This is a genomic window from bacterium (assembly GCA_035529855.1).
Taxonomy (GTDB): Bacteria; RBG-13-66-14; B26-G2; order WVWN01; family WVWN01; genus WVWN01.
In genome coordinates this window covers 81,006-106,648 of the sequence record DATKVX010000042.1, presented here as the reverse complement: position 1 = coordinate 106,648, position 25,643 = coordinate 81,006, and the positions used below count along the sequence as shown (strand labels likewise).

General features: G+C 61.7%; 28 protein-coding genes and 1 tRNA gene. 14 read left to right on the top strand and 15 right to left on the bottom strand.

Annotated elements, in window-relative coordinates; translation table 11 throughout:
* The 10 genes from VMX79_04375 to VMX79_04330 all read right to left on the bottom strand — a co-directional run.
* Positions 1 to 656, bottom strand: a 656-nt coding sequence (locus VMX79_04375; protein ID HUV86327.1) for a heterodisulfide reductase subunit F, incomplete at its 3' end; no start/stop codon positions are given.
* The gene (locus tag VMX79_04370; protein HUV86326.1) at positions 646 to 1,698 is read right to left on the bottom strand and encodes a 4Fe-4S dicluster domain-containing protein; all 1,053 of its coding nucleotides are present in this window, start codon (positions 1,696 to 1,698) and stop codon (positions 646 to 648) included. The genes VMX79_04370 and VMX79_04375, both read right to left, overlap by 11 nt.
* A gap of 4 nt (positions 1,699 to 1,702) precedes the next feature.
* Positions 1,703 to 2,587, bottom strand: a complete 885-nt coding sequence (locus VMX79_04365) for a 4Fe-4S dicluster domain-containing protein (GenBank protein ID HUV86325.1) — start codon at positions 2,585 to 2,587, stop codon at positions 1,703 to 1,705.
* Positions 2,574 to 3,032, bottom strand: a complete 459-nt coding sequence (locus tag VMX79_04360; GenBank protein HUV86324.1) for a hydrogenase iron-sulfur subunit — start codon at positions 3,030 to 3,032, stop codon at positions 2,574 to 2,576. The genes VMX79_04365 and VMX79_04360 overlap by 14 nt, the downstream gene beginning before the upstream one ends.
* On the bottom strand, positions 3,025 to 5,031 hold the full coding sequence (locus tag VMX79_04355) for a CoB--CoM heterodisulfide reductase iron-sulfur subunit A family protein (GenBank protein HUV86323.1): 2,007 nt from the start codon (positions 5,029 to 5,031) through the stop codon (positions 3,025 to 3,027). The genes VMX79_04360 and VMX79_04355 overlap by 8 nt, the downstream gene beginning before the upstream one ends.
* Entirely contained in the window at positions 5,031 to 5,924 is an 894-nt protein-coding gene (locus VMX79_04350; protein HUV86322.1) for a CoB--CoM heterodisulfide reductase iron-sulfur subunit B family protein, read from the bottom strand. The genes VMX79_04355 and VMX79_04350 overlap by 1 nt, the downstream gene beginning before the upstream one ends.
* Positions 5,914 to 6,435, bottom strand: coding sequence for a 4Fe-4S dicluster domain-containing protein (locus VMX79_04345; GenBank protein HUV86321.1), 522 nt, complete (start codon positions 6,433 to 6,435; stop codon positions 5,914 to 5,916). The genes VMX79_04350 and VMX79_04345 overlap by 11 nt, the downstream gene beginning before the upstream one ends.
* A gap of 238 nt (positions 6,436 to 6,673) precedes the next feature.
* Positions 6,674 to 8,296: a radical SAM protein gene (locus VMX79_04340; GenBank protein ID HUV86320.1), complete on the bottom strand. Its 1,623-nt coding sequence runs from the start codon at positions 8,294 to 8,296 to the stop codon at positions 6,674 to 6,676.
* 127 nt (positions 8,297 to 8,423) lie between these two features.
* Positions 8,424 to 9,422, bottom strand: coding sequence for an electron transfer flavoprotein subunit alpha/FixB family protein (locus VMX79_04335; GenBank protein HUV86319.1), 999 nt, complete (start codon positions 9,420 to 9,422; stop codon positions 8,424 to 8,426).
* A 14-nt stretch (positions 9,423 to 9,436) separates the two neighbouring features.
* On the bottom strand, positions 9,437 to 10,228 hold the full coding sequence (locus VMX79_04330) for an electron transfer flavoprotein subunit beta/FixA family protein (protein ID HUV86318.1): 792 nt from the start codon (positions 10,226 to 10,228) through the stop codon (positions 9,437 to 9,439).
* A gap of 349 nt (positions 10,229 to 10,577) precedes the next feature.
* Here VMX79_04330 and VMX79_04325 point away from each other — a divergent pair, with 349 nt between their 5' ends.
* Positions 10,578 to 11,150 (top strand): Omp28-related outer membrane protein, encoded by a 573-nt coding sequence (locus VMX79_04325; GenBank protein HUV86317.1) that lies wholly within the window; start codon positions 10,578 to 10,580, stop codon positions 11,148 to 11,150.
* A gap of 98 nt (positions 11,151 to 11,248) precedes the next feature.
* Here VMX79_04325 and arsB read toward each other — a convergent pair whose 3' ends face one another.
* The 4 genes from arsB to VMX79_04305 form a co-directional block, all read right to left on the bottom strand.
* Positions 11,249 to 12,307, bottom strand: a complete 1,059-nt coding sequence (gene arsB / locus VMX79_04320; protein ID HUV86316.1) for an ACR3 family arsenite efflux transporter — start codon at positions 12,305 to 12,307, stop codon at positions 11,249 to 11,251.
* 50 nt (positions 12,308 to 12,357) lie between these two features.
* Positions 12,358 to 12,609: a thioredoxin family protein gene (locus tag VMX79_04315; protein ID HUV86315.1), complete on the bottom strand. Its 252-nt coding sequence runs from the start codon at positions 12,607 to 12,609 to the stop codon at positions 12,358 to 12,360.
* An 89-nt stretch (positions 12,610 to 12,698) separates the two neighbouring features.
* Positions 12,699 to 13,058: a metalloregulator ArsR/SmtB family transcription factor gene (locus VMX79_04310; GenBank protein HUV86314.1), complete on the bottom strand. Its 360-nt coding sequence runs from the start codon at positions 13,056 to 13,058 to the stop codon at positions 12,699 to 12,701.
* 79 nt (positions 13,059 to 13,137) lie between these two features.
* Positions 13,138 to 13,725, bottom strand: a complete 588-nt coding sequence (locus tag VMX79_04305) for a hypothetical protein (protein ID HUV86313.1) — start codon at positions 13,723 to 13,725, stop codon at positions 13,138 to 13,140.
* Positions 13,726 to 13,856: 131 nt separating this feature from the next.
* On the opposite strand from VMX79_04305, the gene VMX79_04300 reads away from it, so the two are divergent.
* The 5 genes from VMX79_04300 (at position 13,857) to VMX79_04280 (ending at position 17,967) form a co-directional block, all read left to right on the top strand.
* Complete coding sequence (locus VMX79_04300) at positions 13,857 to 14,153, top strand: hypothetical protein (GenBank protein ID HUV86312.1); 297 nt, start codon at positions 13,857 to 13,859, stop codon at positions 14,151 to 14,153.
* Between the two features lie 11 nt (positions 14,154 to 14,164).
* The gene (gene gltX / locus VMX79_04295) at positions 14,165 to 15,631 is read left to right on the top strand and encodes a glutamate--tRNA ligase (GenBank protein ID HUV86311.1); all 1,467 of its coding nucleotides are present in this window, start codon (positions 14,165 to 14,167) and stop codon (positions 15,629 to 15,631) included.
* 49 nt (positions 15,632 to 15,680) lie between these two features.
* Positions 15,681 to 16,334 carry a hypothetical protein gene (locus VMX79_04290; GenBank protein ID HUV86310.1) on the top strand — a complete coding sequence of 218 codons (654 nt, stop codon included), beginning with the start codon at positions 15,681 to 15,683 and terminating at the stop codon, positions 16,332 to 16,334.
* A gap of 55 nt (positions 16,335 to 16,389) precedes the next feature.
* Positions 16,390 to 16,463 (top strand) — tRNA-Gln (locus tag VMX79_04285).
* 73 nt (positions 16,464 to 16,536) lie between these two features.
* Complete coding sequence (locus VMX79_04280) at positions 16,537 to 17,967, top strand: radical SAM protein (protein HUV86309.1); 1,431 nt, start codon at positions 16,537 to 16,539, stop codon at positions 17,965 to 17,967.
* A gap of 118 nt (positions 17,968 to 18,085) precedes the next feature.
* Here VMX79_04280 and VMX79_04275 read toward each other — a convergent pair whose 3' ends face one another.
* The gene (locus VMX79_04275) at positions 18,086 to 19,219 is read right to left on the bottom strand and encodes a radical SAM protein (GenBank protein ID HUV86308.1); all 1,134 of its coding nucleotides are present in this window, start codon (positions 19,217 to 19,219) and stop codon (positions 18,086 to 18,088) included.
* Between the two features lie 161 nt (positions 19,220 to 19,380).
* Between VMX79_04275 and VMX79_04270 the strand changes: the two genes are divergently transcribed.
* The 8 genes from VMX79_04270 to purM all read left to right on the top strand — a co-directional run bounded on the left by VMX79_04270 (position 19,381) and on the right by purM (position 25,635).
* Positions 19,381 to 19,956, top strand: a complete 576-nt coding sequence (locus VMX79_04270; GenBank protein HUV86307.1) for a flavodoxin family protein — start codon at positions 19,381 to 19,383, stop codon at positions 19,954 to 19,956.
* A gap of 18 nt (positions 19,957 to 19,974) precedes the next feature.
* The gene (locus tag VMX79_04265) at positions 19,975 to 20,487 is read left to right on the top strand and encodes a DUF6125 family protein (GenBank protein ID HUV86306.1); all 513 of its coding nucleotides are present in this window, start codon (positions 19,975 to 19,977) and stop codon (positions 20,485 to 20,487) included.
* 59 nt (positions 20,488 to 20,546) lie between these two features.
* Positions 20,547 to 20,942, top strand: a complete 396-nt coding sequence (locus VMX79_04260; protein HUV86305.1) for a PAS domain-containing protein — start codon at positions 20,547 to 20,549, stop codon at positions 20,940 to 20,942.
* Positions 20,943 to 21,117: 175 nt separating this feature from the next.
* Positions 21,118 to 21,822, top strand: coding sequence for a phosphoribosylaminoimidazolesuccinocarboxamide synthase (gene purC, locus VMX79_04255; GenBank protein HUV86304.1), 705 nt, complete (start codon positions 21,118 to 21,120; stop codon positions 21,820 to 21,822).
* A gap of 21 nt (positions 21,823 to 21,843) precedes the next feature.
* Positions 21,844 to 22,353 (top strand): hypothetical protein, encoded by a 510-nt coding sequence (locus VMX79_04250; GenBank protein HUV86303.1) that lies wholly within the window; start codon positions 21,844 to 21,846, stop codon positions 22,351 to 22,353.
* 25 nt (positions 22,354 to 22,378) lie between these two features.
* On the top strand, positions 22,379 to 23,827 hold the full coding sequence (purF, locus tag VMX79_04245) for an amidophosphoribosyltransferase (GenBank protein ID HUV86302.1): 1,449 nt from the start codon (positions 22,379 to 22,381) through the stop codon (positions 23,825 to 23,827).
* Positions 23,827 to 24,603, top strand: a complete 777-nt coding sequence (locus VMX79_04240; protein ID HUV86301.1) for a hypothetical protein — start codon at positions 23,827 to 23,829, stop codon at positions 24,601 to 24,603. The genes purF and VMX79_04240 overlap by 1 nt, the downstream gene beginning before the upstream one ends.
* A gap of 24 nt (positions 24,604 to 24,627) precedes the next feature.
* Complete coding sequence (gene purM / locus VMX79_04235; GenBank protein HUV86300.1) at positions 24,628 to 25,635, top strand: phosphoribosylformylglycinamidine cyclo-ligase; 1,008 nt, start codon at positions 24,628 to 24,630, stop codon at positions 25,633 to 25,635.
* The last annotated feature ends 8 nt before the right edge of the window (positions 25,636 to 25,643 follow it).

Sequence of the window (25,643 nt, the reverse complement as noted above, 5' to 3'; positions counted from 1 at the left end):
ATCATTATCGGTGGGCCGCAGGTTATTACGACGCGGTTCTCGGGAGAGGGGCGCTCTTCCTCCAGGATGGGCGGGACGAATGAGGTCCGCCCTCGCCATTCGGGAATAGGTTCGCCCGGGCACACCGGGTCCAGCGCCAGCGTTACGGTGATGTCGTCGCGCTCCTCGAGCTCGAGCAGCTCGCGTTCGTAGACGAGTTCGCACTCTTCCCGGGCGGCGTAGATGAGCTCTATCTCGTCGAAGTCGCCGCGGTTCTCGAGGCAGGTCCACAGCAGGCCGCGGAGCGGGGCCTGGCCTATACCGCCGCCGATGAACAACAGCTTCTTGCCCTTGAAGTCGTCGTAGGGGAACCAGTTGCCGTACGGGCCGCGGAAGGTTACGAGGTCCCCTTCGTTAAGGTTGTGGAAGGCGCGCGTGACCTTGCCGACCTCTTTGACCGTAATATCCAGGCCGTCGCGGCTCGGCGGCGACGCCAGGCAGAAGGTCGACTCGCCGGCGCCGTAGATGCCGAACTCGCCGAACTGGCCGCAGTTGAAGTCCGGCCGGGAACCGTCGTCGAAAGCGAGTTGGAACGTCTTCGTAGTCGGCGTCTCGTCGTCGACGGCGGCCACGCGGACGAGCCGCGGGACGTATAGACGCTCGGAGTTATTTCCCATGGCGCGCGCCGCCCGGCGGCGTGTTCTTCAGGCCGCCGAAATATTCGACCAGTTCTTTGATGTTAATTTTCACCGGGCAGTACGTTATGCAGCGGCCGCAACCGGTGCAGAGGAGCGGCCCGAACCGCTCCGGGTAATACCAGAACTTGTGGAGGAGTCGCTGCCGGTAGCGCTTGTATTGGCGGTCGCGTGGTTGGTGCGCCGGCATGGCGGTGAAGGTCCTCCCCGTGCAGTGGTCCCACGTACGCAGGCGGCGCCCTGCGACGCTGCCGCCCTCGTCCTGGATGTCGAAGCAGTGGCAAGTCGGGCAGGAGTACGTACATATCCCGCAGCCGATGCAGGTGCTCGCCAGTATCTCCCAGTCGGCGTGCTCGAAGGACTTCTCAAGGCCGGCTCGAGCGCTCTCGAGCAGCGGTTCCTTCTTCGCGGTTCCCGCGTTTTCCCGGAAAGCCTTTATCGCGGCTTCCGCGTCGCCGTCTTCAGCGCCGAAGAGGTCTCCGTAGCGTTCGACCAGCTTGCGGCCTTTCTCGGTCTGGACCTTTACCAGGTAATAACCCTCGAGCGGGTAAGCGACGGCGTCGACGCCGTCCTCGGCGTACGATATCCGGTCGCAGAAGCAGTCCTGCTGCAGGGCCGAGCAGGCGAGCGCGAACAGGGTAGTCCCGGCGCGGCGGCCCAGGTACGGGTCGTCGAGGTAGTCCCACTCGAAGACACGGTCGATGATTCCGAACGCGGCGGCGTCGCACATATTGACGCCGAAGAGGAGGACGTCGCGCGCCTCCGCCTCGGGCCCTTCCGCGCGGATTTTATCGTCTACGCGCTCGTACCGGACCAACGTTTCGTTCTGGGGGAGCGCGAACGCCTTGGCCGACATCGGCGGCTGCTCGTCGACGAACGCGACGTCGCCGAAAGCGGCGGGGCGGCCGTAGACGAGGTTGCCGTTGGCGTCGCGCGTCTTCGCGACGACGTCGTAGTCGGCCCGGGCGCGCTCGAAGAGCTCGGCGACGCGGTCCTTGTTCAATCTGTAATACTCGGCGGCCATCGGCTTACAGGATGAAGTCTTCCTTGTCGTCGCGCTCGTATTGCGTAAGCGCCGGTTGGGTCTCGGCGGTTTCGCCGGAGACGTAGCCGAAGCGCTCGGCGAAGTCGCGCGCGAGAACGTTGTTTAAGACGTCGACCGGGATTCCCACCGGGCACACCCGCGAGCACTCCCCGCACTCTATGCAGCGCCCGCCGAGGTGGACGGCCCGGATGATGTGGTAGTGGAGGTTGTTTTCCGGCGCGACGGATTTATCGAGCCATTGCGGCTTATTGTCTTCCGCGAAGCACTGGTGGCAGTAGCACAGCGGGCAGGCCAGCCGGCAGGCGTAACAGCGTATGCAGAGCGACATCTGACGGCGCCACCAGGCGAGGCGTTCCTCCGCCGACATCGCCTCGACTTCGTCGAGTAAAGGCCACCCCTCGGCGGGGGTGGGCGTGCTAACGCGCTCGCCGACGAAGACGTCTGAGGAGGGGGTGTTCCGCTCGAGGCAGCGGCGGCATTTCTCCTGCCAGAGGGGCTCGTCCAGCGAGGCCAAGTCGGCCTCGCCCTCCGGTAGCTTCCGGGGGTCGACCATCGCCGGGCAGGGAACGCCGACGACTACCAACTTGTCCCGCTCGAGCTGTCCCTCCGCGGCCAGGACGTTGAGCGTACGCACCTCGCACTGTTTGCATATCAAGCCGACGCGGAAGCCGCGCAGCTCCGGCAGGAAGTTCGCGAGGTTGTTGTACGACTTGCGGTCGAAAGTAAGGCGGCTCAGGTCGGAGTCCTTGGTCAGGAAAGCCGGGAACGTGTGGCCGTAGTCCTCCACGTAGCCGACGAAGTAGTCGATCTTGTCGTCGTCGAACAGCTTTTTGACCGCGGCCTGGAGTTCTTCCCTAATCGTCGCCATCCTCTTCGTAGCGGAGCGGCCCGGCCTCGAGCAGTTCCTTCGTTACGGCCCCGACGACGTCGGCCCACTTGCGGCCTTCCGACGCCGATACCCAGGAGACGCGGAAGCGGCGCGGGTCGATGCCGACGTGGTCGAGCAGTTTTTTAAGCGCGATGAACTTACGCCGGGCGTAGTAGTTGCCCTCGATGTAGTGGCAGTCGCCGGGGTGGCAGCCCGAGACGAGTACGCCGTCGGCGCCCTCGCGGAAGGCGCGGAGTATCATAAGGGGGTCGACGCGCCCGGAACACGGCACCCGGATAATGCGAACGTCGCACGGATACGGGATGCGGCTCGTACCCGCCAGGTCCGCGCCGGCGTACGAGCACCAGTTGCACAGGAAGCCGACGATGTTCGGCTCCCACGGCGGCGCCTTCTCGGGTGCTTTTTGCTTTTTTCCCTCAGCCACTGTTCTTCGCCGCCCGCACCCGGTCCAGGTAACCGCCGATTTCGGCGTAGACCTGGTCGTCGCTGAAGCCGTGTTGGTCGATGCAGTTGCCGGGGCACGTCGCGACGCACAGGCCGCAGCCCTCGCATTTGGCCTCGTTTATCTCCGAAACCGGCCGCGTCACTTTCTTGCCGTCGATAGTAATCGTAATTTCGGACTTCTCCGGCGCGCCGAAGGGGCAGACGTTGACGCAGTTCCAACAACCGGTGCAGATGAGCGGGTCCACGACGGCGACCGTGGGGTCGCGGGTGATGACTTCTTTCGAGAGCAGGCCCAATACTTTGGCCGCCGCGGCCGAACCCTGGGCCACCGACTCCGGGATGTCTTTGGGCGCCTGGCAGCATCCCGCCAGGAAGATGCCTCCGGTCGCGGTATCCACCGGCCTGAGCTTGGGGTGGGCTTCGTTGAAGAAGCCGTCCTTATCGGTGGAGATGCCGAGGGCCCGGGCGAGCTCCTCGGCGCCCTTGGCCGGCACTACGGCCGTGGCCAGGACGACCAGGTCCGCGGCCACCTCGACTTGTTCGCCCGAGAGCGTATCCTGACCCTCGACGATTACCTTTCCGCCCTCGTCGTAGACGCGGGAGACGCGGCCGCGCAGGTACTCCGCGCCCTCCTCGACGCACGCCCGCTTCCAGAATTCCTCGTACCCCTTGCCGCCCGCGCGCACGTCGATGTAGAAAAGATATGCCTGGGCGTCGTGGATGCGGTGCTTGAGGATGATGGCGTGCTTGGCGTTGTACATACAGCATATCTTCGAGCAATACTCTTTGTAGTTTTCGTCGCGAGAGCCGACGCAGTGGACGAAGACGACCACCTTCGGCTCCTCGCCGTTCGAAGGCCGTACGATCTTGCCCTCGGTCGGACCGCTGGCCGACGACATGCGCTCGAACTGCAGGCCCGTTATGACGTCCGGGATGGCGCCGTACCGGAACTCGCCCATCTGCGTGTGGTCGAGGAGGTCGTAGCCGGTCGCGACGATTATGGCGCCGACCTCTACTTCTTCGAATTCGTCCTCTTGCTCGAAGTCGATGGCGCCGCGTAGGCAGAACTTCTCGCAGGCGCGGCACTTGCCGGTCTTGAAGAAGACGCAGTTCTCGCGGTCGATGACCGGCTTGTTGGGGACGGCCTGGGGGAACGGGACGTAGATGGCGCTGCGGTTGCCGACGCCGAAGTCGAACTCGCTGGGGATTTTTTTGTAGGGGCACTTGAGCCAGCAGTCGCCGCAGCCGTTGCAGAGCTCGTGGTTTACGTACTTGGCCTTCTTGCGGATGGTTACCTTGAAGTTGCCGACGGCGCCGTCGACCTTTTCCACTTCGCAGTACGTGTAGAGCTTAATAAGCTCGCTGCGCGCCGCGTCCACCATCTTGGGGGTGAGGATGCACTGCGAGCAGTCGAGGGTGGGGAAGGTCTCGTCCAGGCCCGCCATCTTGCCGCCGATGGAGGGCGTCCGCTCGAGCAGGATGGTTTCGACGCCGCCGTCCGCGACGTCGAGCGCGGCCTGGATGCCGGCGATGCCGCCGCCGATGACCAGCGCGCGTTTGGTCACGGGGACCTTGATGGGCTCGAGCGCGACGCTCTGCGCCACGCGCGCCACCATCATGCGTACGGCGTCTACCGCCTTGGCCGTCGCTTCGTCGACGTCGGCGTGCACCCACGAGCACTGCTCGCGGATGTTGGCCATCTGCATGCGGTAGGGGTTTATGCCGGCCTCGGCGGCGACGGCGCGGAAGGTGGGCTCGTGCATCCGGGGAGAGCAGGCGGCGACGACGATGCCGTCCAACTTGTGCTCGCGGGCCGCGTCCAGGATTATCTTCTGGCCCGGGTCCGAGCACATATACTTGTAGTTGGTGGCGTAGACGACGTGGGGGAACTTGGCCGCCGCCTCGGTGACCTTCTCGGTATCGACCGTGGAGGCGATATTGGCGCCGCACCAACAGATGAATACGCCTACGCGGGCCATTATCCTTCGGCGGGTGCCGCCGCTTGGGCGCGGCCGGCGGTTATCTTTTTAATTAAAGGCGACGTGTCTACCATGATTTTACCGAAGCCGAGCTCGCCCACCGAGTAACCCATGCACAAACCCATCAGTTGGGTAAAGTAGACGGCGGGAACGCGGCCTTCCAGGCCGAGCTTCTTCAGAATAGCCGGCTGCCGCAGGTCGAGGTTGGACTGGCACATCGGGCACGCGACGACGACGGCGTCGGCTCCGGCTTTAAGCGCCGACGCGAGGATCTTGCCCGTCATGTGGTACACGACGTCGGTGCGCGACAGCGAGAACGCGGCGCCGCAGCATACGACGCGGCGGGGCCAATCCAATACCTCGGCGCCGCACAACTCCATAAGGCGGTCCATCGTCCGCGGCTCTTCCATATCGTCGAAGGCCGCGACGTCCTTGGGCCGCGTGAGCAGGCAGCCGTAGTAGCATACCACTTTAACGCCGCCGAGCGTGCCGGCGAGATTGGCCTTTATATCCTCTTGGGGTACGTCGTTGGCGATTATATCCAACAGGTGGCGGACGGCGACGCCGGCGCGGTACGGCCGCCCCAGGGCTTCCTCGACCTCGGCGCGGAGGTGCGCGTCTTCGCGCAGGTTCACGTCCGTGTAGCGCAGGCGGTTGTAGCAAGCCGCGCACGGGGCGACAACGGCGTCCTCCGTCGCGCTGGTTATGGTGTGGGCCGGCAGCGCGTAGGCGACGAGCTCTTTAACGGAGTGCGCGGACGTCGCGCCGCAGCACGCCCACCCCGGTATATCCACGAGCTCGATGCCCAGCGTCTTACAAACCGCTCGAGCCGACAGGTCGTACTCCACCGCGGTCGAGTGGAGGGTGCAGCCGGGGTAATAGCTAAACTTCACCGCGCGGCGCCTCCTCGCGGCTGTACTTGAAGATGCGGCGCACGGCGGCGTTGTCCGCGCCGCGGCCGGGGAAGAGTTTTATTTTCCCCTTGAAGACCATACCGGGAGCGGCGGCGAAGTCCTTGAAGAAGTGGCCGCTCAAAAGGTTATTGAGCATGATAAGGCCGGGCTCGTAGAGGCGGCCGAACCACTCCACCGTTTTGAGGAAAGCTTTGTGGAAGACGACGACGGCTCGCTCGCCGGACGTCACGCCGCGGCGGAACGCGTCGTGGCGGAGCAACTCCATTATCTCTTTGATTTCGACGTTGCGGGGGCAGCGCGCCGTACAAGTCTCGCAGCTGGAGCACACCCAGTAGGAGTTCTGCGCGAGCGCGCGGTCGTACAGGCCGAGTTGGAGGAGACGTATAACGCGGTTGGGCGGCTCGTCCATCGTGTACGCGGCGGGGCAGCCGGCGGAGCACTTGCCGCACTGGTAGCATTGGCTCAGCGGGTGGCCGAGATGCGCTTCCATCCGCGTTATATCAACGCTACTTTCCCGAGTTCCGGTAAGACGAATCACGAGCAACCCTTTTCGTCGCCATTATAGTAAAACCGCGGCGCCTTTGTAAAGGGCGAAATAGAACGTGAAACATTTCACATTCGTCCCTTTTATAAAGGCGGCGTTTCAACCGGCCGGTAATTATAAAACCCTCCGTTTAGGGAATCAACGAATTTCGACCTGTCCGGTGGGGTTAAAAGGGTAAACGGAATTAGGGCTTACGCGCGTCGGCCGCGTACGCGGCGCGCTCCCGGGGAATCGTGCCGACCGTTCGCAAGTCGGCGATCCGTTTTGTTATATCCTCGATTATAAATCGGGACTGTTTGGAGAAATGAATATACATTGCCGCCAGGCTTACGGTAGCGACGAGGGACCGCGGCGAAAAGAAGAGAAACCGGAAGAAGGTGATCCAATAAAAGAACGCTACGCTCGGTTTTACGCTGACGTGCGAGCTCGTTTTTACGAAGGCCCACAACATTTTCAATTTCGCCCGGCCGGAGGGGCGGTATTTGTTACGGGAGCGGAGGTTGGCGCCGGTCCGCGCCACGCGGGCGTAGTAGTTCTTCGGCGTATAAATGTGCTCCAGCACTTGGACGTAGTCCCGCAGGATATCGAGGCACGGCCGGGAGGGTACGAAGTTAAGGCCGCTGGAAGTTTGGTCGACGTCGCGGCCGGCGTCCACCAGCGTGCTGCCGTTCGACAATAGCCGGCCTTCGCGTTCCAGCCGCCGCGTCAGTTGCGTGTTGGGCAAGGCGTAGAGGGTGCCGACCATCGCCATACATATTCCGGTGTCTTGAATGCAGCTGATCAGGTTGCGGGCCGTGGATTCGTCCTCGTTGTCGAAGCCGATAATGAAGCCGCCGTTTACGATCATCCCGTAGGAGGAGATGGTTTTAATAGCCTCCGCCACGGTAACGTTGACGGCGAGTTGTTTGGAGGTTTTATCCAGGATGTGTTCTTCCGGCGTCTCGATGCCGATGAAGACGTAACGGAAGTCGTTGTCTTGCATGAGCGTGAGGAGCGTTTCGTTTTTCGCCAGGTTGAGCGAGGCCTCGGTGCTGAAAAAGAAGGGGTAACGCCGTTCCTCCTGCCAATCCCGCATCGCCCTCAAAACCGCGACGACCTCTGTGCGGTTGCCGATTAGGTTGTCGTCGACGAAGTCGACGTGGCCGCGATAGCCCAAGTCATACAGGTATTGGAGCTCGCGGAGGACCTGGTCGGCGGTTTTCGTACGGGGCTTCCGGCCGAAGAGTTCGATAACGTCGCAGAATTCACAGTTGTAGGGGCACCCCCGCGAAAACTGCACGCCGACGTGCATATAATGGGAAAACTTGATGAGGTCGAAGCGGGGGATTACGGCCCGGGTCATGTCGGCTTTCTCTTCCGCTTTGTACACTCCCGCGCGGGCGCCCCGTCTTGCGTCGGCCAGGAAAAGCGGGATCGTAACCTCGCCTTCCCCCAATACCAGATATTCGGCTTCTTTATAAACCTCGGGCTGGGAAGTGGGGTCCGGTCCGCCCACCGCCACCGGTTTACCCAGGCCCCGGGCACGCCCGATGATACGTAATACGCCGTCTTGCTGCGGCAACATCCCGCCGGTCATCACGACGTCGGCCCAGGCGAGGTGGTCGTCGGTTAGCTTCTCGACGTTTTCGTCGACTAATTTTATTTTCCAGGAGGCGGGTAACAGCGCCGCGACGGTCAAGAGCCCCAACGGCGGCGCCGGGTATTTCGCCCCTGCGATCTTGCACACGTCGGTATAGTTCCAGAAGCTGTGGCAAGAGAATTTAGGTTGTACTAAAAGGCACTTCGTTTCGGCTGTGAATAAGTTCAATGTGGTTTTTATCTCCTAACCGTAATCGGGGGCTGGGGCGTATGCCCCCCGATAACTAAGTCGCGGCCGCGTCGGCCGTAGTTGTTATGTTCGGGATGTACGCCGTCCCTCCCGGCTTTCGTATTCGTTAACTCTGCCGGTTCTTAATCTCTTCGATTAGGACCGGTACGACTTCGTATAGGTCGCCGACGATGCCGTACGTCGCGATCTTGAATATGGGCGCTTCCTCGTCTTTGTTTATGGCGACGATCACGTCCGCGGTGCCCATCCCGGCGAGGTGTTGGACCGCGCCGGAGATACCGCACGCGAAGTACAGTTTCGGGCTAACGGTCCGGCCGGTTTGACCCACCTGGTGCGCGTACTCGATCCACCCCGCGTCCACGGCGGCGCGCGAGGCACCGACCGCGGCGCCGAGCGTTTCGGCGAGTTCTTTTATTATCCCAAAACCTTCCGGGTTGCCCAGGCCCCGGCCGCCGGAAACGATTATATCGGCCTCGCCCAGGTTTACCGTCTCCGTCGCTTCCAGAAACGATACGACCTCGCCCACGTCGTCTTCGGCCGTTAGGTCAACGTTAAAGGCGACCGTCTCGCCGGTACGGCCGGCGTCGCGCTCGAGCGGTTTCATAATTTTGGGGCGGACCGTCGCGAACTGGGGCCGGGCTTCGGCCGTTATCCAGTCGCTCATTACGCGGCCGCCGCAGCTCACGCGCGTCTGCTTCAGAAGGCCGGCGTCGTCTACCTCCAGGGCGACGCAATCCGCCGTTAGGCCGGTTTTTAAATACGTCGCGGCGGCGCCGGCGAGGTCCCGGCCTTGCGTAGTCGCGCCGGCGAGCAGTATGGCCGGTTTCGCCTCTTGCGCCAATTGCGTGAGCGCTTTGGCGTAGGGACGCGGCCTGAATTCCTTCAACATGTCGTGTTCAACGGCGTAGACCTTATCCGCGCCCATCGGAAAGAGCTCGGCCGCGGCGTCGCCCGCGCCCGGGCCGAATATGGCCGCGGCGAGTTCGCCGCCCAGTTTGTCGGCCAGCTCGCGGCCTTTGCCGAGGAGTTCGGCGCCCACGGGCGTTATGGCGCCGTCGCGTCGGCGTTCGATGTAAATTAAAATTCCTTTGTATTCGTCGGCCATGGCTTCGTCCTGGGCTATATAATTCCCTGGTCCATAAGTTTCTCGGTTACGGTTTTAGCGGCTTCGGCGGGTTCGCCGGGTACGATCTCGCCGCCCGCGCGCGCCGGCGGTTGGTACAGGCGTTCCATCTTGGATAGGGAGCCGGCGGAGCCGACGCCGTCGGCGTCGAGGCCCAGCGCCGCAACGTCCCACGTCGGGACCTCGACCTTCTTGGCTTTCCGTATTCCCAAGAGCGACGGGTAGCGCGGCTCGTTGATTTCTTTTACCACCGAGATGGCGGCCGGCAGCGGCGCGCGGACCACTTCGCGGCCCGTCTCCAGCAGCCGCTCCACCGTGACCGCCTGGGCGTCGAAGTCGATATCGTCGATCTTCGCGACGAAGTTGAGCATGGGGAGCTCGAGCAGCGCCGCGACGCGAGGCGCTACCTGGCCGGTGTCGCCGTCAAAGGTCGCTTTGCCGAAGAAGAGGACGTCGTATGCGCCGACCTTTTCGACCGCCTTCGCGAGGGCGACCGCCGTCGCCCACGTATCGCCGCCGTCGAAAGCTTCGTCCAGCAGATGGACCGCGCCGTCGCAGCCCATCGCGAGCGCCGCACGGAGCGCCTCGTCGGCCGAGGGGGGCCCCAGCGTCACCGCGGTCACCGCGCCGCCGTGCTTTTCCTTCAAGCGGACGGCCTCTTCTACGGCGAACTCGTCGAAGGGGTTAATTATAAGGGGGACGCCGTCGCGTTTAATTGCGCCGGCGCCGAAGTCCACCTGGAGCTCTTGGGTATCGGGAACTTGTTTTATGCACACGATGGCGTGCATGGGAACCTCCTTGGACGCTAAACGCGCAATTATATGGAACCGGTTTCGCGAAATCAAGGTAAAACAAACGAGGGGACGCACGCGACGCGCGTATTCGTAATTTCTACTTGCAATACTCGCCGGAGATTATTATGATAGCGGTCACGTAACCAACCGATAAACGCCAAGGAGGGGCGAGATGAAAAAGATAACGTTGTTAGTACTTTGTATCGCAGCGGCGTTCCCGGCGTTGGCCTTCCAACGCGTGGTTTTAGGCGAACTCACCACGTCTACCTCTTGAGCGGCGTGCCCGGCTGCGGAAGCGCAGTTCCATCAGATTTTCGAGAATAACCGCGGCAGGTTCGCCGCGGTGGAGTACCATCCGACGTGGGGCGGCTCGGACCCCTTCGCCATCGCCGACGCCGATGCCCGTTGCGCGTATTACGGCATAACCGTTACGCCCACGGCCGCCTTCGACGGCGCCGTGACCGGTCAACCTTATCCGACGTGGCCGGCCATTTTCAACCAGCGTAAGAACGTCGCCAGCCCGCTCGAGATAAAGCTGAAGATAACGACTTCGGACGATAATTTCACCGTTAAGGCTACCATTAAAAGACAGGGCACGATGCCGAGTTCGGGCCTCCGTTTCCACGTGGCCTTAACGGAACAAAACTTGATTCATAGCGGCCGCTCTTATCACCACGTCCTCCGCAAGATGTACCCCAACGCCGGCGGGACGGCGTTCACCATCAATAACGACGAGACCAAGCAAGTCACCGTTAACGGTAAATTTACCGGTCCCTGGAAGCGGACCAACCTTCATTTCGTCGTTTGGGTTCAGAACCTCGGGACCAAAGCGGTGTACCAGGCGGGGCTGGCGACGTGGAGCGAAGTCGGCGTCGAACCCGCGTCCGTAGGCCGGATTAAGGGTTTGTTTAATTAAACCTCGCACCGGCGGCGTCCGGTCGCCGACGCGTTGGAGAGAATCGTAGGCCCTACAGTATACGATGACTGAAGGGGCGGCCTTCGGGCCGCCCTTTTTTAAACAGCGTTCGGGAGGGGACGCCATCGTCGCTTGAACCACAGCGCCACGTTCACCAGGCCGATAAGGACGGGAACCTCGACCAACGGTCCGATGACGGCCGCGAAGGCCGCGCCGGAGTTCAAGCCGAAAACGGCGACGGTTACCGCGATGGCGAGTTCGAAGTTATTGGAGGCGGCGGTGAACGAGAGCGTCGTCGCCTGGGCGTAGGGGGCGCCGGCCCATTTGCTCATGACGAAGGACAGGAGGAACATTACGACGAAATATATAACCAACGGGACCGCGATCCGGAGGACGTCGAGCGGTATCGCGACGATGTATCGCCCCTTTAGCGAGAACATGACGATGATCGTGAAAAGCAGCGCCGCCGGCGTTATCGGCGCGAGGCGGGGTACGATTTTCGCCTCGTACCAATCACGGTCCTTGAACCGCAGGAAGGCGAACCGCGTGATAATCCCGGCGAGGAACGGTACCCCCAAATATATGAAAACGCTCTTAGCGATTTGGCCGATGGTTACGGCGACGGCGGTACCGTGCAGGCCGAGTAAGGGGGGCACGACCGTGAGGAAGAAGTACGCGTAAACCGAATAGAAGAATACCTGGAATAGCGAGTTCAGCGCGACGAGCCCCGCGGCGTATTCGGCGTCCCCGCCGGCGAGATCGTTCCAGACGATGACCATCGCGATGCACCGGGCGAGGCCGATCATAACCAGGCCGACCATGTACTCGTGGAAGCCCCGGAGGAAAAGGACGGCGAGGGCGAACATGAGTATCGGCCCCAAGACCCAGTTTTGAAATAGCGATAGGCCGAGGATTTTAACGTTCCGGAAGACCCGGCCCATTTCCTCGTAGCGGACTTTCGCCAGCGGCGGGTACATCATGAGGATGAGGCCGGCGGCGATCGGAATCGACGTCGTACCGACGCTGAACCGACCCAGGACGTCGGCGAGCCGCGGGAGGACGTAACCCGCGCCCACGCCGGCGGCCATCGCCGCGAATATCCACAGCGTAAGGAAGCGGTCGAAGAAGCTGAGCGACTTAGCGCGGGGGGAGGGCATTAGCGTCTACCGTCCCGGGAGGCGGTACGTCGTACCGGGAGGGGAAGTCTTCATTTCTCGGCGGCGTAGTATTGCCGGAGGATTTCTTTGGCCCGGGCGCGCGTGGGCGTTTTCCCGTGCAGGACCACCTCGCCGTTGACGGCCACAGCCGGCGTAGACATAATGCCGCGTTCGGCGATCGTCGCGACGTCCGTGATATGTTGGATGTCCGCCGGGATTTCGAGTTCCGCGGCGGCGTTTATTATCGTCCGAAACGTCTCCTCGCAGCGGGGGCACCCGGGCCCGAAAATTTCGACTTTCATCTTTCCTCCGAACGTTAAGCGGTACCGGCGGCCTTACGATTACTTACGGCCGATTGCCGGCGGAGTTGCATTACGGGTATGGCGTAAGTCTATCGGCGTCTTGGCCGTCGTTTATTGCACTTTTGGATTTGCAGCCGGTCCGCGTTCGCCAGCGCCTCGGCGTCCTTTTTAAGGGCGTCGCCCGCGGCGGCTAAATTCTTAATCAACCGTATAAAGGGCGCGTTCTCGGCGTTCCTATTCAGTAAGTAGTCGGTCCAGGCGCCGCGGCGCCGGCTCTCGAGCAGGCCCACGTCTTTGAGTATACGGAGGTGGCGGGAGACGTTCGGTTGGTTGAGCGCCAACGCTCGCGACAGCTCGCACACGCACGCCCGCCGCGACGCGAGCGCCGCCAGGATGCGGACGCGGTTGGGCTCAGCGAGGGCTTTGAATATTTCGGCGGCTTTTTTCATGGTTATCATTTACTATATGATTATATAATCATATATATATTAGCCTAAAAGTCGGCTTTTGTCAAGTAATTTCGGGGGGTTAAGCGGGAAGGTTTATACGCGCGAGGTAGCTCATCGACCACATCACGGCGCCGGCCGCGACGGGCATCGAGAAGTTGTCGGCCCACCCGCGGCTCAAGAGCTCCGCCGCCGCGGCTGCGGCGGCGCCGGCCAAGGCCAGCCGCCAGTCCAGGAAAAATATCCCGATGGCCAGACATACGCCGAAGCAGGCGAGCGTTCCCTCCAACGTCTTCCCGGCCGCGAGACGGATGCGGCCCACCGCGCCGCCGACCAACGCCGCGGCTACGTCGCCGAACGCCAGGTAGAAGAGCGAGACGCAGGCGATTGCCTTGGGGAATATTAAAACGGCCAGGAAGGTGCTAACCAGGAACGGTATGGTCGCGTTCACCCGTCGGTACTCCGCGTCGCGCATAATAAGGCCGAAGACGGCGCCGAACGCCCGGGCGACCCGGCTGTTAGTGAAGCGGAGAACCTCTATGGCGACGGCGACCGCGATTATCGCGCCTACGACGGCTAACGTAAGCGATTTGGAAAGGAGGCCGAAGTAGTACAAAGCGGGGAACGCCGCTCCCAGCAAGTGCCAACTTTTACGCAGGAATAATTTCATCGCGGTTACGTCGTGGCCTCCTCCGCAGGGGTGAATACGGGGGGGGCGTTTGCTAAGTATATAATATTTCGGGCGGAGCCGCGAAAAAAAGGTAGAGGCTCCTTTTTTTATGTTAAAGTATCCGGCGTATTATGGCTGAGTTCACGGGCATATCGAAGATGCTGCCGGCCCTCGAGGCGGAAGACGTCGAACGGCTACTCGCGTACGTGGAGGGGCTCGACGATTTGGGCTCCCGACTCGACCAGCTTATGGACTTCGTCGAGTTAAACCGGCCCGACCTCAGGAGTATCGTCGCGGCCATCGCTCGTTCCTATAAAGGAGAGGGAGCCGCCACCGTCGAGGCCGTCACGACGGCCATATTAACCTTCCTCTTGTTGATGGATCGGGCGTGGGCGGACCTCTACGGCGACGCCTGGCCGGTGCATTAGCGGGTAGTTCTATGTCGAAGAAGCCTGTCCGGGTACGATTCGCGCCCGCGCCGACGGGACACCTTCACGTCGGCGGCGCCCGTACGGCGTTGTTCAACTACTTCTTCGCGCGCCGGCACAAGGGCGTTTTTATTCTCCGGCTCGAGGATACGGACCCCGCCCGCTCGAGCGAAGAATATTACCGTTCCATAATCGACGCGCTCACTTGGCTCGGCCTGGAGTGGGACGAAGGGCCCGAAGTGGGCGGCAAATACGGCCCCTACCGCCAGTCGGAACGCCGCGCCGTCTACGACGAGTTCCTGGATAAACTCCGGGCAAGCGGCGGCGCGTACGAGTGCTTCTGCACGCCGGAGGAGCTCGACGGGCGGCGGGAACGCATGCGCGCCGCGGGCCGGGCGCCGCGGTACGACGGCCGCTGCGCCAACCTCTCGCCGGCGGAGCGGGAACGTCTGACCCAACAGGGCCTCAAGCCGTGCCTTCGCTTTCGGCTGGACCAGGAAGCCGACCTGGCGTTCGACGACCTCATTCGGGGCCGCGTCGAGATCAAGGCCGCGGACCTGGACGACTTCGTAATAGCGCGGCCGGACGGCTCGCCCACGTACAACTTCGTATGCGCCGTGGACGACGCGACGATGGCGATAAGCCACGTCATAAGGGGCGAGGACCACATATCGAACACGCCGCGCCAGATCGCCGTCTCCCGCGCGCTCGGCTTCGAGCCGGCGGCGTTCGCCCACGTGCCCCTTCTCCTCGGGCCCGACAAGAGCAGGCTGTCGAAGCGGCACGGCGCGAAAGCGGTTTTAGAATACGAGGGGGAGGGGTACTTGCCCGAAGCGTTCGTTAATTTCCTCGCTTTGCTCGGGTGGTCGTATGGCGACGAGCGCGAGCTGTTCACGTTGAAAGAGCTCAAGAAGGTTTTTTCGCTCGAGCGCGTAACCAAGAAAGGCGCCGTGTTCGACGTCGATAAACTTAAATGGATGAACGGCGTCTATTTGCGGAAGCTCTCGCCGGAGGAATTGTTCCAGCGGGCACGGCCTTGGCTCGAGCGGGCGGGGTTGGTTGGGGCGGAGGACGACGAACGCGCGACCCTCGCCCGGGCGGCGCTGGCCCTGGAACACGACAAGGTGAAAACGCTTAGCGAAGCCCCGCACCTCGTCGAATTTTTCTTCACGGAGGAAATCGAATACGACGACCGCGCCGCTAAGAACTTGCTGAAACTTCCGGGGGGTGTGGATGTGTTGCGCGACGTTGCGGAGCTTTGCGCTACGCTGCCGGATTTCACGGCGGAGACTTTGGAGGGGAGCGTCCGGGCGTTGGCGGAAGAAAAGGGTATAAGCGCGGGTAAGATTATTCACGCCATACGGGCCGCGCTCTCGGGAAGGACGACCGGGCCCTCGCTCTTCGAGATGGCGGCGCTGATGGGGCAGGAACGGGTCGTTAAGCGGTTGATGAAGGCCACGTCGGTTTATAAGCGGTAAGAGAACCTTTTCGGGGGGCGGCTTCCGTAGGATAGCGCTCCCGCGCGGTATGAATACGGAATCCGGATTCGGCCGCGAACTATTTTGGCTCGCCGTCTTCGGCGTCGCGTTCGGTTACCTGGAAGGCGCCGTAGTCGTTTACCTCCGGACGATCGCGTACGCCGGGGGTTATTCTTTTCCGCTTGAGCCGATACCTCCCTTAATCCTCGGGACCGAAATGGGCCGTGAGGCGGCGACGCTCGCGATGCTGGCCGCGGCGGCGCTGGCGACCGGCGGCCGGGCCCTTTTAAAACTCGCGCGGTTCTTGTTCTGCTTCGGCCTATGGGATATATTCTACTACGTCGGCCTGAAGATACTTCTGGGTTGGCCGCCGTCGCTTTTCACGTGGGACGTGCTTTTCCTGATACCGGTCCCGTGGTCGGCGCCGGTTCTCGCGCCGGCGTCGGTCGCGGTTTGTTTCGTCGCCGTCGGCGCGTACGGCATCATCAGACGCGGCGCCGTTCGAACGCGGCTTTGGCAGTGGGGTGCCGCGGGGGCCGGCGCGGCCTTAATACTCGCGACGTTCGTCTGGAACGTCGGGCCGTGCGTGAGCGGCGCGCGGCTGTCTTCGTATCCCTGGCCGTTATTCGGGCTGGGTTTGGCCGCGTTCGCGGCGGCTTTCGCCGCGGTTTTTATTGAAACCGAACGGTTATCTAAACCGTGAAATAGGGTTTTACCTTGACAGGCCGGCTTAAATAGTTTATGCTTATGTGCCTTAATGGGGAGTCGTCTAGGGGTAGGACAGCGGATTCTGGTTCCGTATGCGGGGGTTCGAATCCTCCCTCCCCAGCCAAAAATACGCGCCCGCGTGGGCGAGCGCCTGCGCCGGGTATTTTCATACCTTTTTACGTTTGGAAGGAATTCTGATGAAGATATCGTTAATTGAGCCCGAACCTGCCGATTTTCATATCTACACGAAGTTCCCTCAACCGAGGTTAGGACTCCCGTTAATCGGGACGATTTTGGCGCGGCGCGGCCACGACGTCGACTTTTATTGCGACAGCGTCGCGAAACGTACGGCGCGCGATTTTTGCGACATCCTACGCTCGGACTTAGTGGGTATTTCGATAACGACCTCTACGGCGCCCGCCGGTTACAGGTTGGCGCGGACTTTAAGGTTGGCCAAGGTCCCGGTGGTCATCGGCGGCCCGCACGCCACCTATTGCCCCGACGAGGCGTTGCGGTACGGCGACTACGTCGTCCGGGGCGAGGGCGAGGGCGCCGCGGTCGAACTCGTAGAAGCACTGGAGGCCGGCGCCTCGCCGGCAGGTATTAGGAACCTGTCGTACCGCGTGGACGGAGAAACGGTCCACGAGCCGCTGCGGCCGCCGGTTCAAAAACTAGAGGACCTTCCCTGGCCCGATTTTACGCTAATGAAGGGCGCGCGACGGATGAAGGTGTATCCCATCGCGACGAGCCGGGGTTGCCCGCGCCATTGCGATTTCTGCGCCGTTACGCCGCTGTTCGGCCATAAAGTCAGGCGCCGGGCGCCGGAAGACGTGATCGAAGAAGTGCGGCGGGTAAGCCAACGCGATATGTTCATCGTAGACGATAATTTTACGGAGAACCGTCGATACGTACGGGAGGTACTCGAGGGTTTTGCCGGGCTTAAGAGCGCGCCGCGCTCTACGGCGCAAGCAGGCGTAGACGTCGGCCGGGACGAAGAGCTCGTGCGGTTGATGAAACGGGCCGGATGCGAACGCGTCGCGATCGGGTTCGAATCCGTGAACGACGAGACCCTGGCCGGGTACCGCAAAGGCCAAACCCGCGACGACATCGTACGCTGCATCGAGACGCTGCATAAGTACGGCATCTGGATCCACGGTATGTTTATGCTGGGGGGCGACGGCGACGGCCCGGATGCCGCCGCCCAGACCGTGGCCTTCGCCAAGGACCATAATATCGATTCCGTCCAATTCCTGGCGTTAACGCCCATACCGGGGACGAGTCTCTACAGCCGCCTCGAGGAGGAGCGGCGCGTATTCAGCCATGATTGGGCGCTCTACGACGGCCATCACGCGGTTATCGAGCCGGCGCGTATGACGCCGCTCGAGCTGCAAATGGGTTTGATTAAGGCCACGCGCGAATTTTATTCCTTGCGACGCGTATTACACGAAGTCCAGCGGTTCCATTGGTTCGCCGCAGTGACGACGTACTACGGCCACCGCTTGGTAAAGAAATGGCTGCGGCGGAAGGGCGACCTGCTTAAGATACTCGAGCGCCGTAGTCTGAACCGGGGCAAGAGCACTCCGCTCGGCTTAACCGGCGAGCGCGTGTCCGTTAGTACTATAAAATAAGCGACGCGGCGGTATCGCCGCCGCCCGAAAGCGAGTGTCGAACCGGCTCCCCGATAGGGAGCCGGTTTTTCGTAGGTCCCAACCTCCCGTCGGGCGGGCACCGCAACGGCGGCGTCTTTCAGGCGTAGTCGCCGGGGCCCAGCAGGTGAACATTGGCCAGCCGTACCCTTTTCAGGCCGGCGCCCCGCGCCGCCCGGTAACACCGCTCGGCGTGCGCGCGCGACGTCGTCGGCAGGTCCCGCATTTGGTGGGAGGGGTAGAACGCGAGCAGGCCGTAAGGGATATCGTCGTTCAACGCGGCAAGCCGGCTCGCGATAACGCCTACTTCGTCTTCGTCTACGTATCCCGGCACGAGGAGGGTGCTGGCGACGAGGGGCGGGGGAGCGGGTCGCCGGGGAACGTATTCGGCCAGCCGGGCCAGATTTTCCCACGTTTGCTTGTTGGACACCCCGGTAAGCGCGACGTGCAGGTTTTCGTCCGCGGCCTTGACGTCGACCTTGACGCAGCCGCCGCTTGCGAGCGCCATTTCCATCATTTGGCGAGCGCCGCGCGCCGATGCCGAGCCGTTCGTCTCCCAGCATATCCGCAATATGTGACCCGCTTTGTTCGCTTCTCGCAGCGCCAGGCGCGACGTGACGAGCGAGTGCTCGAGTTGCGAGGCCGGGTCGCCGCCGAAGTAGCAGATGCAGGCCGTCTTGTCGTCTACCGCGGCCGCGAGCTCGGCCGCGGACGCGGCGCCGTCGAGGTATTGGCCGCGGAAATGACTGTTCTGGCAGAAAAGGCAGTCGTACGTGCACGAGTGATAGAAGACGGCCACGTTCTTATAGCCGAACTCGGGCCCGTCGCGATACGCGTATTCCGGATAGCCGGCGCCGGTCTCCGCCGGGCACACCCACGAGCCGACGCAGTTAGTCGGCAGCCGGTCGTAATACCACGACAGGTATCCTTTTTTGGCGGTCGCCAAAACGCGCAGGCGGCCGCCGCGGTTTTCGACCATGCCGCAGTATCCGCGTTCGCCTTCGCCTATCCGGCACCCGTTGCCGCACCGCGGGCACGGCGGCCCTTCCCGGGGAGGAAACGCGGGGAGCGGGTAAGGGGCGCGCGCGCGGCGGTGCGCTTCCTCGACGTACGGCCGGGCTTCGCCGTGCCGCGTGACGATACATTCGCGGCAAACGGATAGCGCGACCGAGACGACGGGCGACTTAGTTCCGCAAAGTTTACATTCGGCCATATGCAGGATATAATTTAACATAGATTGCCCGTGACGTAACGTTGCGGCAGCCGGTGGCCGAGCTCGGCCGCTGTTTAATCCGAACGGCGGGACGTATTGCCCGGCGTTAAATCCCTTGAATGGTTCGTTAAACTTTATTAAAATGAGATCGCTTGAGGAGACGTTACCGAAAAGGCGGTGCGATGAAGGTAATAGGTGTGTGCGGTTCCCCCAGGCGGCAAGGCAATAGCGAGCAATTGCTCGACGTAACCCTCGGCGTAATCAACGCCGAAGGTATCGAGACCGAAAAAATCCTACTGGCCGGAAAACGGATTTTACCGTGCACGGCGTGCCTGAAGTGTAGGGAAGAGAAGGACGGCCTGTGCCACGGCCGCGACGACGACTTGCCGCCGGCGCTGCCCGCTATATACGACGCCGACGGCCTGTTGCTGGCGACGCCGGTCTATTTCGGCGCCGCGACCGCGGAGATGACGGCTTTCGTCGACCGCGTCGGCTACGTCTCGCGCGCCAACGGCGGCCTTTTAGACCGGAAAGTCGGCGCCCCCATAGTAGTAGCGCGTCGCGCCGGCCAGAACTTCACCGTCGCCCAGCTTAATTATTTTTTCCTGATTAACGGGATGGTCGTGCCCGGCGCCCGATATTGGCCTATCGCCTTCGGCGGCGCCCCGGGCGAAGCGTTGCAAGACGACGAGGGCGTCGCGACCGTAAAAGAATTAGGCCAAAACGTCGCCTGGCTCATTAAAAAGATTCGTAATTAGCATTTAGGAGCGTAAAGCTTGATAAATGAGGACATTAAGACGGAAGAGTTGATAGCGCTTATTAAGGCTTACGCGAAATGTTGGCTCGCGCACGACGGTTGTTGGTTCCTGTCGGTAGAGGAGGATTTGGGGACCGAGGAGGCGATAAGGTACGACCGCGAGGCGTGGCGCAAGTTCGCCCCCCTCGAGGCGCGCCGGGTGGTGGAAGCCCGCGGCATCGAGGCCGGCGGCGGCCTTCCGGCACTAGCGGAAGCTTTAAAATTCCGTATGTATAATTGGTTGAATGAACAAGATATAGTCTTATCAGAAAATACTTTAATAATCGAGATGAAGGGTTGCCGCGTCCAAGAGGCGAGGCGGCGGAAAACGTTGCCGGATTTCCCCTGTAAAACGGTCGGTGAGGTGGAGTTCGGCGAGTTCGCCCGGGCGGTGGACGAACGTATCAAAACCGAATGCATTAAATGCCCTCCGGATGAACTGGCGGAAGACGAGTTTTGCGCGTGGCGCTTTGAAATCGAAAGACCCGGTTAACCAAAACGGTAATATATCTAAATGTTAGATTAAGAAGGGGCTTATAGGAGATGGCGGGAGTGCCGAACGGGTCTGAAGTACGCAACGACGACCGTTTCGAGGAACGGTTTCGCCGGATGGTCGATGATAGCCCGGCGATATTGTGGGCGTTCGACGAGGTGAACGGCCGTATGATTTACGTCAACCCGGCGGTTGAGGAGGCGCTGGGCTACGACCGGGAAAAATTCTACGACCGGTCCACGTTTTGGCTCGAGCTGATACACCCCGGCGACCGGGCTAGAGTTTCGGCCGCCAACCACGTCATGCGAACCGAAAAGAAAGTAATCAGGTACGAAGTGCGGTTGCGGCTCGGCGACGGCGGATACGTGCGATTGAACGCGGTCGTTAAACCGATTTTGGACGAACGGGGGAATATAGTACGGACCGAAGGTGCCGCGATACCGGAGTACGAGTAGAAGGTAAAGGCCGTATTAAATCAGACGGCCGTCGGCCGTAATCGCGGTAGGGATAGAAGCCCCGGATATTCCGGGGCCTTAAAAATTTACCGGCCCATAAATAACGTTTGACAAGCGCAAGCGGTTTCTATAAAATGGCCCATCGTGGCCGCACGTTCAAACCCAAAGGAGGAGCGTGGAGAAAGGCAAACTCCTTTACGAGGGTAAGGCGAAGCATATATTCGAGACCGACGACGGGGGCGTCCTTTGGGCCGAATTCAAAGACAGCGCCACCGCGTTCGACGGCGTCAAGAAGGGCACGATCGAGCGGAAGGGCGAGTATAACGCGGCTATGTCGGCCAAGCTATTCGCCGCGCTCGAGCGCGCGGGGGTGGTTACCCACTTCGTAAAGCAGGTCGACGCACGTTCGCTGCTCGTGCGACGGCTCAAGATGTATCCGGTCGAAATCGTGATGCGAAATAAAATCGCGGGCAGCCTGGCGAAGCGTTACGGCCTTGAGCGGGGGACGCCCTTGAAGAAACCGCTGCTGGAATATTACCTCAAAGACGACGAGCTGCACGACCCGATGATGAACCGCAATCACGTCCTCGTCCTGGGTTATATGACGGAGCGGAAGTTGAGCCACGTCGAAGAACAAGCGGCCGAAGTGAACCGCTTTTTAGCGAGATACATGAAGAGACGGGGCCTCGAGCTCGTGGACTTCAAATTGGAATTCGGCGAGCGGGGCCGTAAGATATACCTCGGCGACGAGATCTCGCCGGATACGTGCCGCATATGGGACGCCGCCACCGGCGAAGTCTTCGACAAAGACAGGTTCCGTTTCGATTTAGGCGAAGTAGAGAGCCACTACGAGGAGGTCGTTCGACGGCTAACGGCATAACGCCGGCGGCGGGAGGGCAAGATGATCCTCGTCCTAATCGCGCTTTTACTGTTGCCGACGGCTATGCTGCCGCGCCAGGAGTTGTACCCGGTCGAGCGGGTGGAGGTGGAGGCGCGCGATGCGAGCGTACCGGACGATGCTCGCCGGGCGGTCGTCGTCACGCGGACGGGCGGGAAGTCCCCCATAAAAGTACTCAACGTTAAAATATACGAAAAAGAGGTCGAGTTCAAGGTCGTCCACGTCGAGTACATAGTCGTATACCACAGCCGCGACTACGTTATAGCGGAGCGTAAGGTCGACTTCGAATCCTTCGAGAAGATTTGGCTCGAGCTTAATAAAAACCGCGCTTTTATGTTGGAAGACGGACCCGAAGGCTCCCGGGACCAGCCTACTTATACCGTCAGGGTAAGAGAAGTTAAAAAGGACAATACGTTTACGGTAACCGGCCCCGAAGACCTGGAAGACAAAAGGTATTCCAATATTATTTCGGCGGTGGAAGATTTTTGGCGCGAGCAATTAACGATACAATAATAAACCTGGTTTTGTCCCTACCCGTATGAAAGAGCGCTATTATCCCAAAGAGGCTTGCGGCGTCTTCGGCATATTCGGGCATCCCGAGGCCGCGACGTTGACGTACCTCGGCATATACGCGCTGCAGCACCGCGGCCAGGAGTCCGCCGGCATAGTCGCGTCGGACGGTACAAGGCTACGCCAGTACCGGGCCTTGGGCCTGGTGAACGACGTATTCCGCGAAGAAGTGCTCAGGCGGCTGACCGGCTATGCCGCCATAGGGCACGTCCGGTACTCGACCCTGGGCGACACGTCGCTCGCGAACGCGCAGCCGGTAAAGGTAGATTACTTACGGGGTTCGCTGGCCGTGTGCCACAACGGCAACGTCGTGAACGCGCTCCCGCTGCGGGAGGAGCTGGAGCAGCGGGGTTCGATATTCACGACTACTTCGGACTCGGAAATTATAATCCACCTCATCGCGCACGACGAGAACCACGATTTAACGACCGCTATCCCCAACGCCCTGGGGCGTTTGGAGGGGGCGTATTCCGTACTCTTTTTGGAAGAAAACCGGCTCGTGGCGGCGCGGGACCCTCACGGCTGGCGGCCCCTGTGCCTGGGCACTCTCGGGAACGCGTTCGTGGTGGCGTCGGAGACCTGCGCCTTCGACCTCGTCGGCGCCAAGTACGAACGGGATATCGAGCCCGGCGAGATAGTGGAGATAACGTCCCGCGGCGTAAAATCGCTTCGGCCGTTTGAGGCCGTGAAGCCGTCGATGTGCATCTTCGAGCTGGTATATTTCTCGCGGCCGGATTCGTACATATTCGGCCGCGGCGTCTACGAAGCGCGTAAAACCCTGGGCGCGGCGTTGGCGCGGGAAGAAAAGCCGGGATTTACGGCGGATATGGTGATAGCGGTCCCGGATTCGTCGAACAGCGCGGCCCTCGGCTACGCCGACGAATCGGGCATACCGTTCGAGCTGGGCATCATTCGCAGCCATTACATCGGGCGAACGTTCATCGAGCCCGAGCAGCGCATCCGCGCTTTCGGGACGCGGCTGAAGTACAACCCGGTGCGAGACCTAATCGCCGGGAAGTCGTTGGTCATCGTGGACGACTCCATCGTACGCGGGACGACGTCGCGCAAAATTATCGACATCGTACGCAACGCGGGCGCGGGCGAGATACACCTCCGGATAAGTTGTCCGCCGTGGCGGTGGCCCTGTTTCTACGGCATCGATACCCCAACGCGCGAGGAGCTCATCGGCTCGAGGTTGGACGTGGACGAGATCGCGCGTTACATCGGCGTCGATTCGCTGAAGTACCTCTCGCTCGGCGGCTTGCGCCGCGCCATCGGCGGCGACGTACTAACGGAAGAGGGCGTCGCCGAGCGGTTCTGCTCCGCCTGCTTCACCGGCGAATACCCGACGTCGATATACGACCAGTTCGCGAAGGATATGATGACGCCGAGGTTGTTCGGCGACAAGATGTTCTAATGATGACGGCTGAGGAGACGAAAGAACCGCTCGGTTACGCGGTGGCGATATTCGTCGCGTTCGCGGCGTTGGTAGCCGCGGCGAACGTCGTCTTCGGCGGCCCGCCCGACGCGGTCGGGGAAGGGCGGGCCGTCGTCGGCGCGGTCCTGTTATTCGTCGGCGCCGTAACGCTGGTCGGCCTGGCCGCGCCGCTGTGGCTCGCCGGGCGGGGGCGTCTTACGTTGCCGGTGTGGCCTACGCCCGGTACCGGCGATAACGCGTTGGCGGTACTATTGGCGGTGTTCCTGTTCGCCCGGGTGGAGATGCTCGTCGCCATCTTCGCGGAAGGCCGGGCGTGGGGCCCGGCGGCGGTGACGTTTTTCGGCCCGGCGGCGATGCACCTGGCGTCGGTGACCGCGACGATCGGCGTTCTTTTACCGGCGTTCAAACGGCGGATGCCCGTGGCTCCGGCCGCGACTTTAGCGGCGCTCGCCTGGGTCGTATATCACGTGGCCCAGTTCCACGCGTTTCCCGAAGGACGTAATATCTCGCAGTTAGTGGTCCTCGCGGTTTTCGGCCTCGGCTACGCGTTGTATTATTTCTGGTCGCGGTCTTTAATTCTAACCGCGGCCTTGCAGCACCTCGTCGCGACGACTACTTTGGTTTATAAAGGCGACTATCGCTTCGGCTCGATAGACGTGCCTTTTTACTACTCGGTGGTAGTAGTCGGGGTGTTTTTAATTTTCATCGTCGCGAAGCGGCGTCGCTACGCCGCGGAACGGTTTACGCATTTCTGAGGGCGGCTCGGAGGTTAAACTTTAGTGGTTACGTACAAAGAAGCTGGCGTCGACCAGGCGGGCGCCGACCAGTTCGTAGGCCGGATAAAAAGGCTCTCCCACGTACTCGACGAATCGCGCGTAATAGGCGAGATCGGTTTGTTCTCCGGCCTGATGGACATAAGCGACCTCGGGTACGAAGAGCCCGTGCTGGCGGCCGGGACCGACGGCGTGGGCTCGAAGCTGGAGGTAGCGTTCGCCCTCGGGAATCACCACACCGTCGGTATCGACCTCGTCGCCCTGAGCGTCAACGACGTCATCTGCTGCGGCGCCCGGCCGCTTTTCTTCTTGGATTATATGGCGGTAGGCCGCTTGGACCTCGGCCAGGGCGAGGCCATCGTCAAGGGCATCGTCGAGGGGTGCCGCCAGGCGGGGTGCGCGCTCCTGGGCGGCGAGACGTCCCAGCTCCCCACGTTTTACCGCCCGGGCCGCTACGACCTCGCCGGTTTCGCCGTCGGGGTAGTGGAACGTTCGAAAATAATCGACGGCTCGAGGGTCCGCCCGGGCGACGTCGTCGTCGGCCTGGCGTCGTCGGGCGCTCACTCCAACGGTTTTACCCTCATACAAAAGATCATCGAGGAGCAGGGGTTGGAGTACGCCGAGCGTTTCGACGAGGGCCGGACGCTGGGCGAAGAGCTCTTGACGCCCATGCGGGTCTACGTTTCGGAGGTAATGCGGCTGCTCGAGGCCGGCGTGGACGTTCGCGCCGTCGCCCACGTGACGGGCGGCGGCATCCCGGGCAACCTCGTACGCGTCTTGCCGGAGGGGGTCGGCGCCCGGCTCGAGAAAAGCCGCTGGCCGGTACCCAAAATTTTTACGAAGATCGCCGAATGGGGCGGCGTCCCGGAAGAAGAGATGTGCGGCGTCTACAACATGGGGTTGGGGATGTTGGTCGTCGTGGGCCGCGGCGAGGAGGAGCGCGCGCTCGAGGCGTTGGGCGAGGGTATGGTCGTGGGCGAATGCACGAGCGGAGAGGGCGTAGCGCTGGTGTGACCTCGCGA

Excerpts from the sequence above, each read along its gene's own strand:
- VMX79_04280 (HUV86309.1), top strand. The coding sequence starts at position 16,537 with ATGAAGATATCGTTAATTGAGCCCGAACCTGCCGATTTTCATATCTAC.
- VMX79_04370 (HUV86326.1), bottom strand. The coding sequence starts at position 1,698 with ATGGCCGCCGAGTATTACAGATTGAACAAGGACCGCGTCGCCGAGCTC.
- arsB (HUV86316.1), bottom strand. The coding sequence starts at position 12,307 with ATGCCCTCCCCCCGCGCTAAGTCGCTCAGCTTCTTCGACCGCTTCCTT.
- VMX79_04240 (HUV86301.1), top strand. The coding sequence starts at position 23,827 with ATGATGACGGCTGAGGAGACGAAAGAACCGCTCGGTTACGCGGTGGCG.
- VMX79_04335 (HUV86319.1), bottom strand. The coding sequence starts at position 9,422 with ATGGCCGACGAATACAAAGGAATTTTAATTTACATCGAACGCCGACGC.
- VMX79_04290 (HUV86310.1), top strand. The coding sequence starts at position 15,681 with ATGAATACGGAATCCGGATTCGGCCGCGAACTATTTTGGCTCGCCGTC.
- VMX79_04330 (HUV86318.1), bottom strand. The coding sequence starts at position 10,228 with ATGCACGCCATCGTGTGCATAAAACAAGTTCCCGATACCCAAGAGCTC.
- VMX79_04305 (HUV86313.1), bottom strand. The coding sequence starts at position 13,725 with ATGAAATTATTCCTGCGTAAAAGTTGGCACTTGCTGGGAGCGGCGTTC.
- VMX79_04310 (HUV86314.1), bottom strand. The coding sequence starts at position 13,058 with ATGAAAAAAGCCGCCGAAATATTCAAAGCCCTCGCTGAGCCCAACCGC.
- VMX79_04355 (HUV86323.1), bottom strand. The coding sequence starts at position 5,031 with ATGGCCCGCGTAGGCGTATTCATCTGTTGGTGCGGCGCCAATATCGCC.
- VMX79_04275 (HUV86308.1), bottom strand. The coding sequence starts at position 19,219 with ATGTTAAATTATATCCTGCATATGGCCGAATGTAAACTTTGCGGAACT.
- VMX79_04270 (HUV86307.1), top strand. The coding sequence starts at position 19,381 with ATGAAGGTAATAGGTGTGTGCGGTTCCCCCAGGCGGCAAGGCAATAGC.
- purF (HUV86302.1), top strand. The coding sequence starts at position 22,379 with ATGAAAGAGCGCTATTATCCCAAAGAGGCTTGCGGCGTCTTCGGCATA.
- VMX79_04365 (HUV86325.1), bottom strand. The coding sequence starts at position 2,587 with ATGGCGACGATTAGGGAAGAACTCCAGGCCGCGGTCAAAAAGCTGTTC.
- VMX79_04250 (HUV86303.1), top strand. The coding sequence starts at position 21,844 with ATGATCCTCGTCCTAATCGCGCTTTTACTGTTGCCGACGGCTATGCTG.
- VMX79_04300 (HUV86312.1), top strand. The coding sequence starts at position 13,857 with ATGGCTGAGTTCACGGGCATATCGAAGATGCTGCCGGCCCTCGAGGCG.
- VMX79_04345 (HUV86321.1), bottom strand. The coding sequence starts at position 6,435 with ATGGAAGCGCATCTCGGCCACCCGCTGAGCCAATGCTACCAGTGCGGC.
- VMX79_04315 (HUV86315.1), bottom strand. The coding sequence starts at position 12,609 with ATGAAAGTCGAAATTTTCGGGCCCGGGTGCCCCCGCTGCGAGGAGACG.
- gltX (HUV86311.1), top strand. The coding sequence starts at position 14,165 with ATGTCGAAGAAGCCTGTCCGGGTACGATTCGCGCCCGCGCCGACGGGA.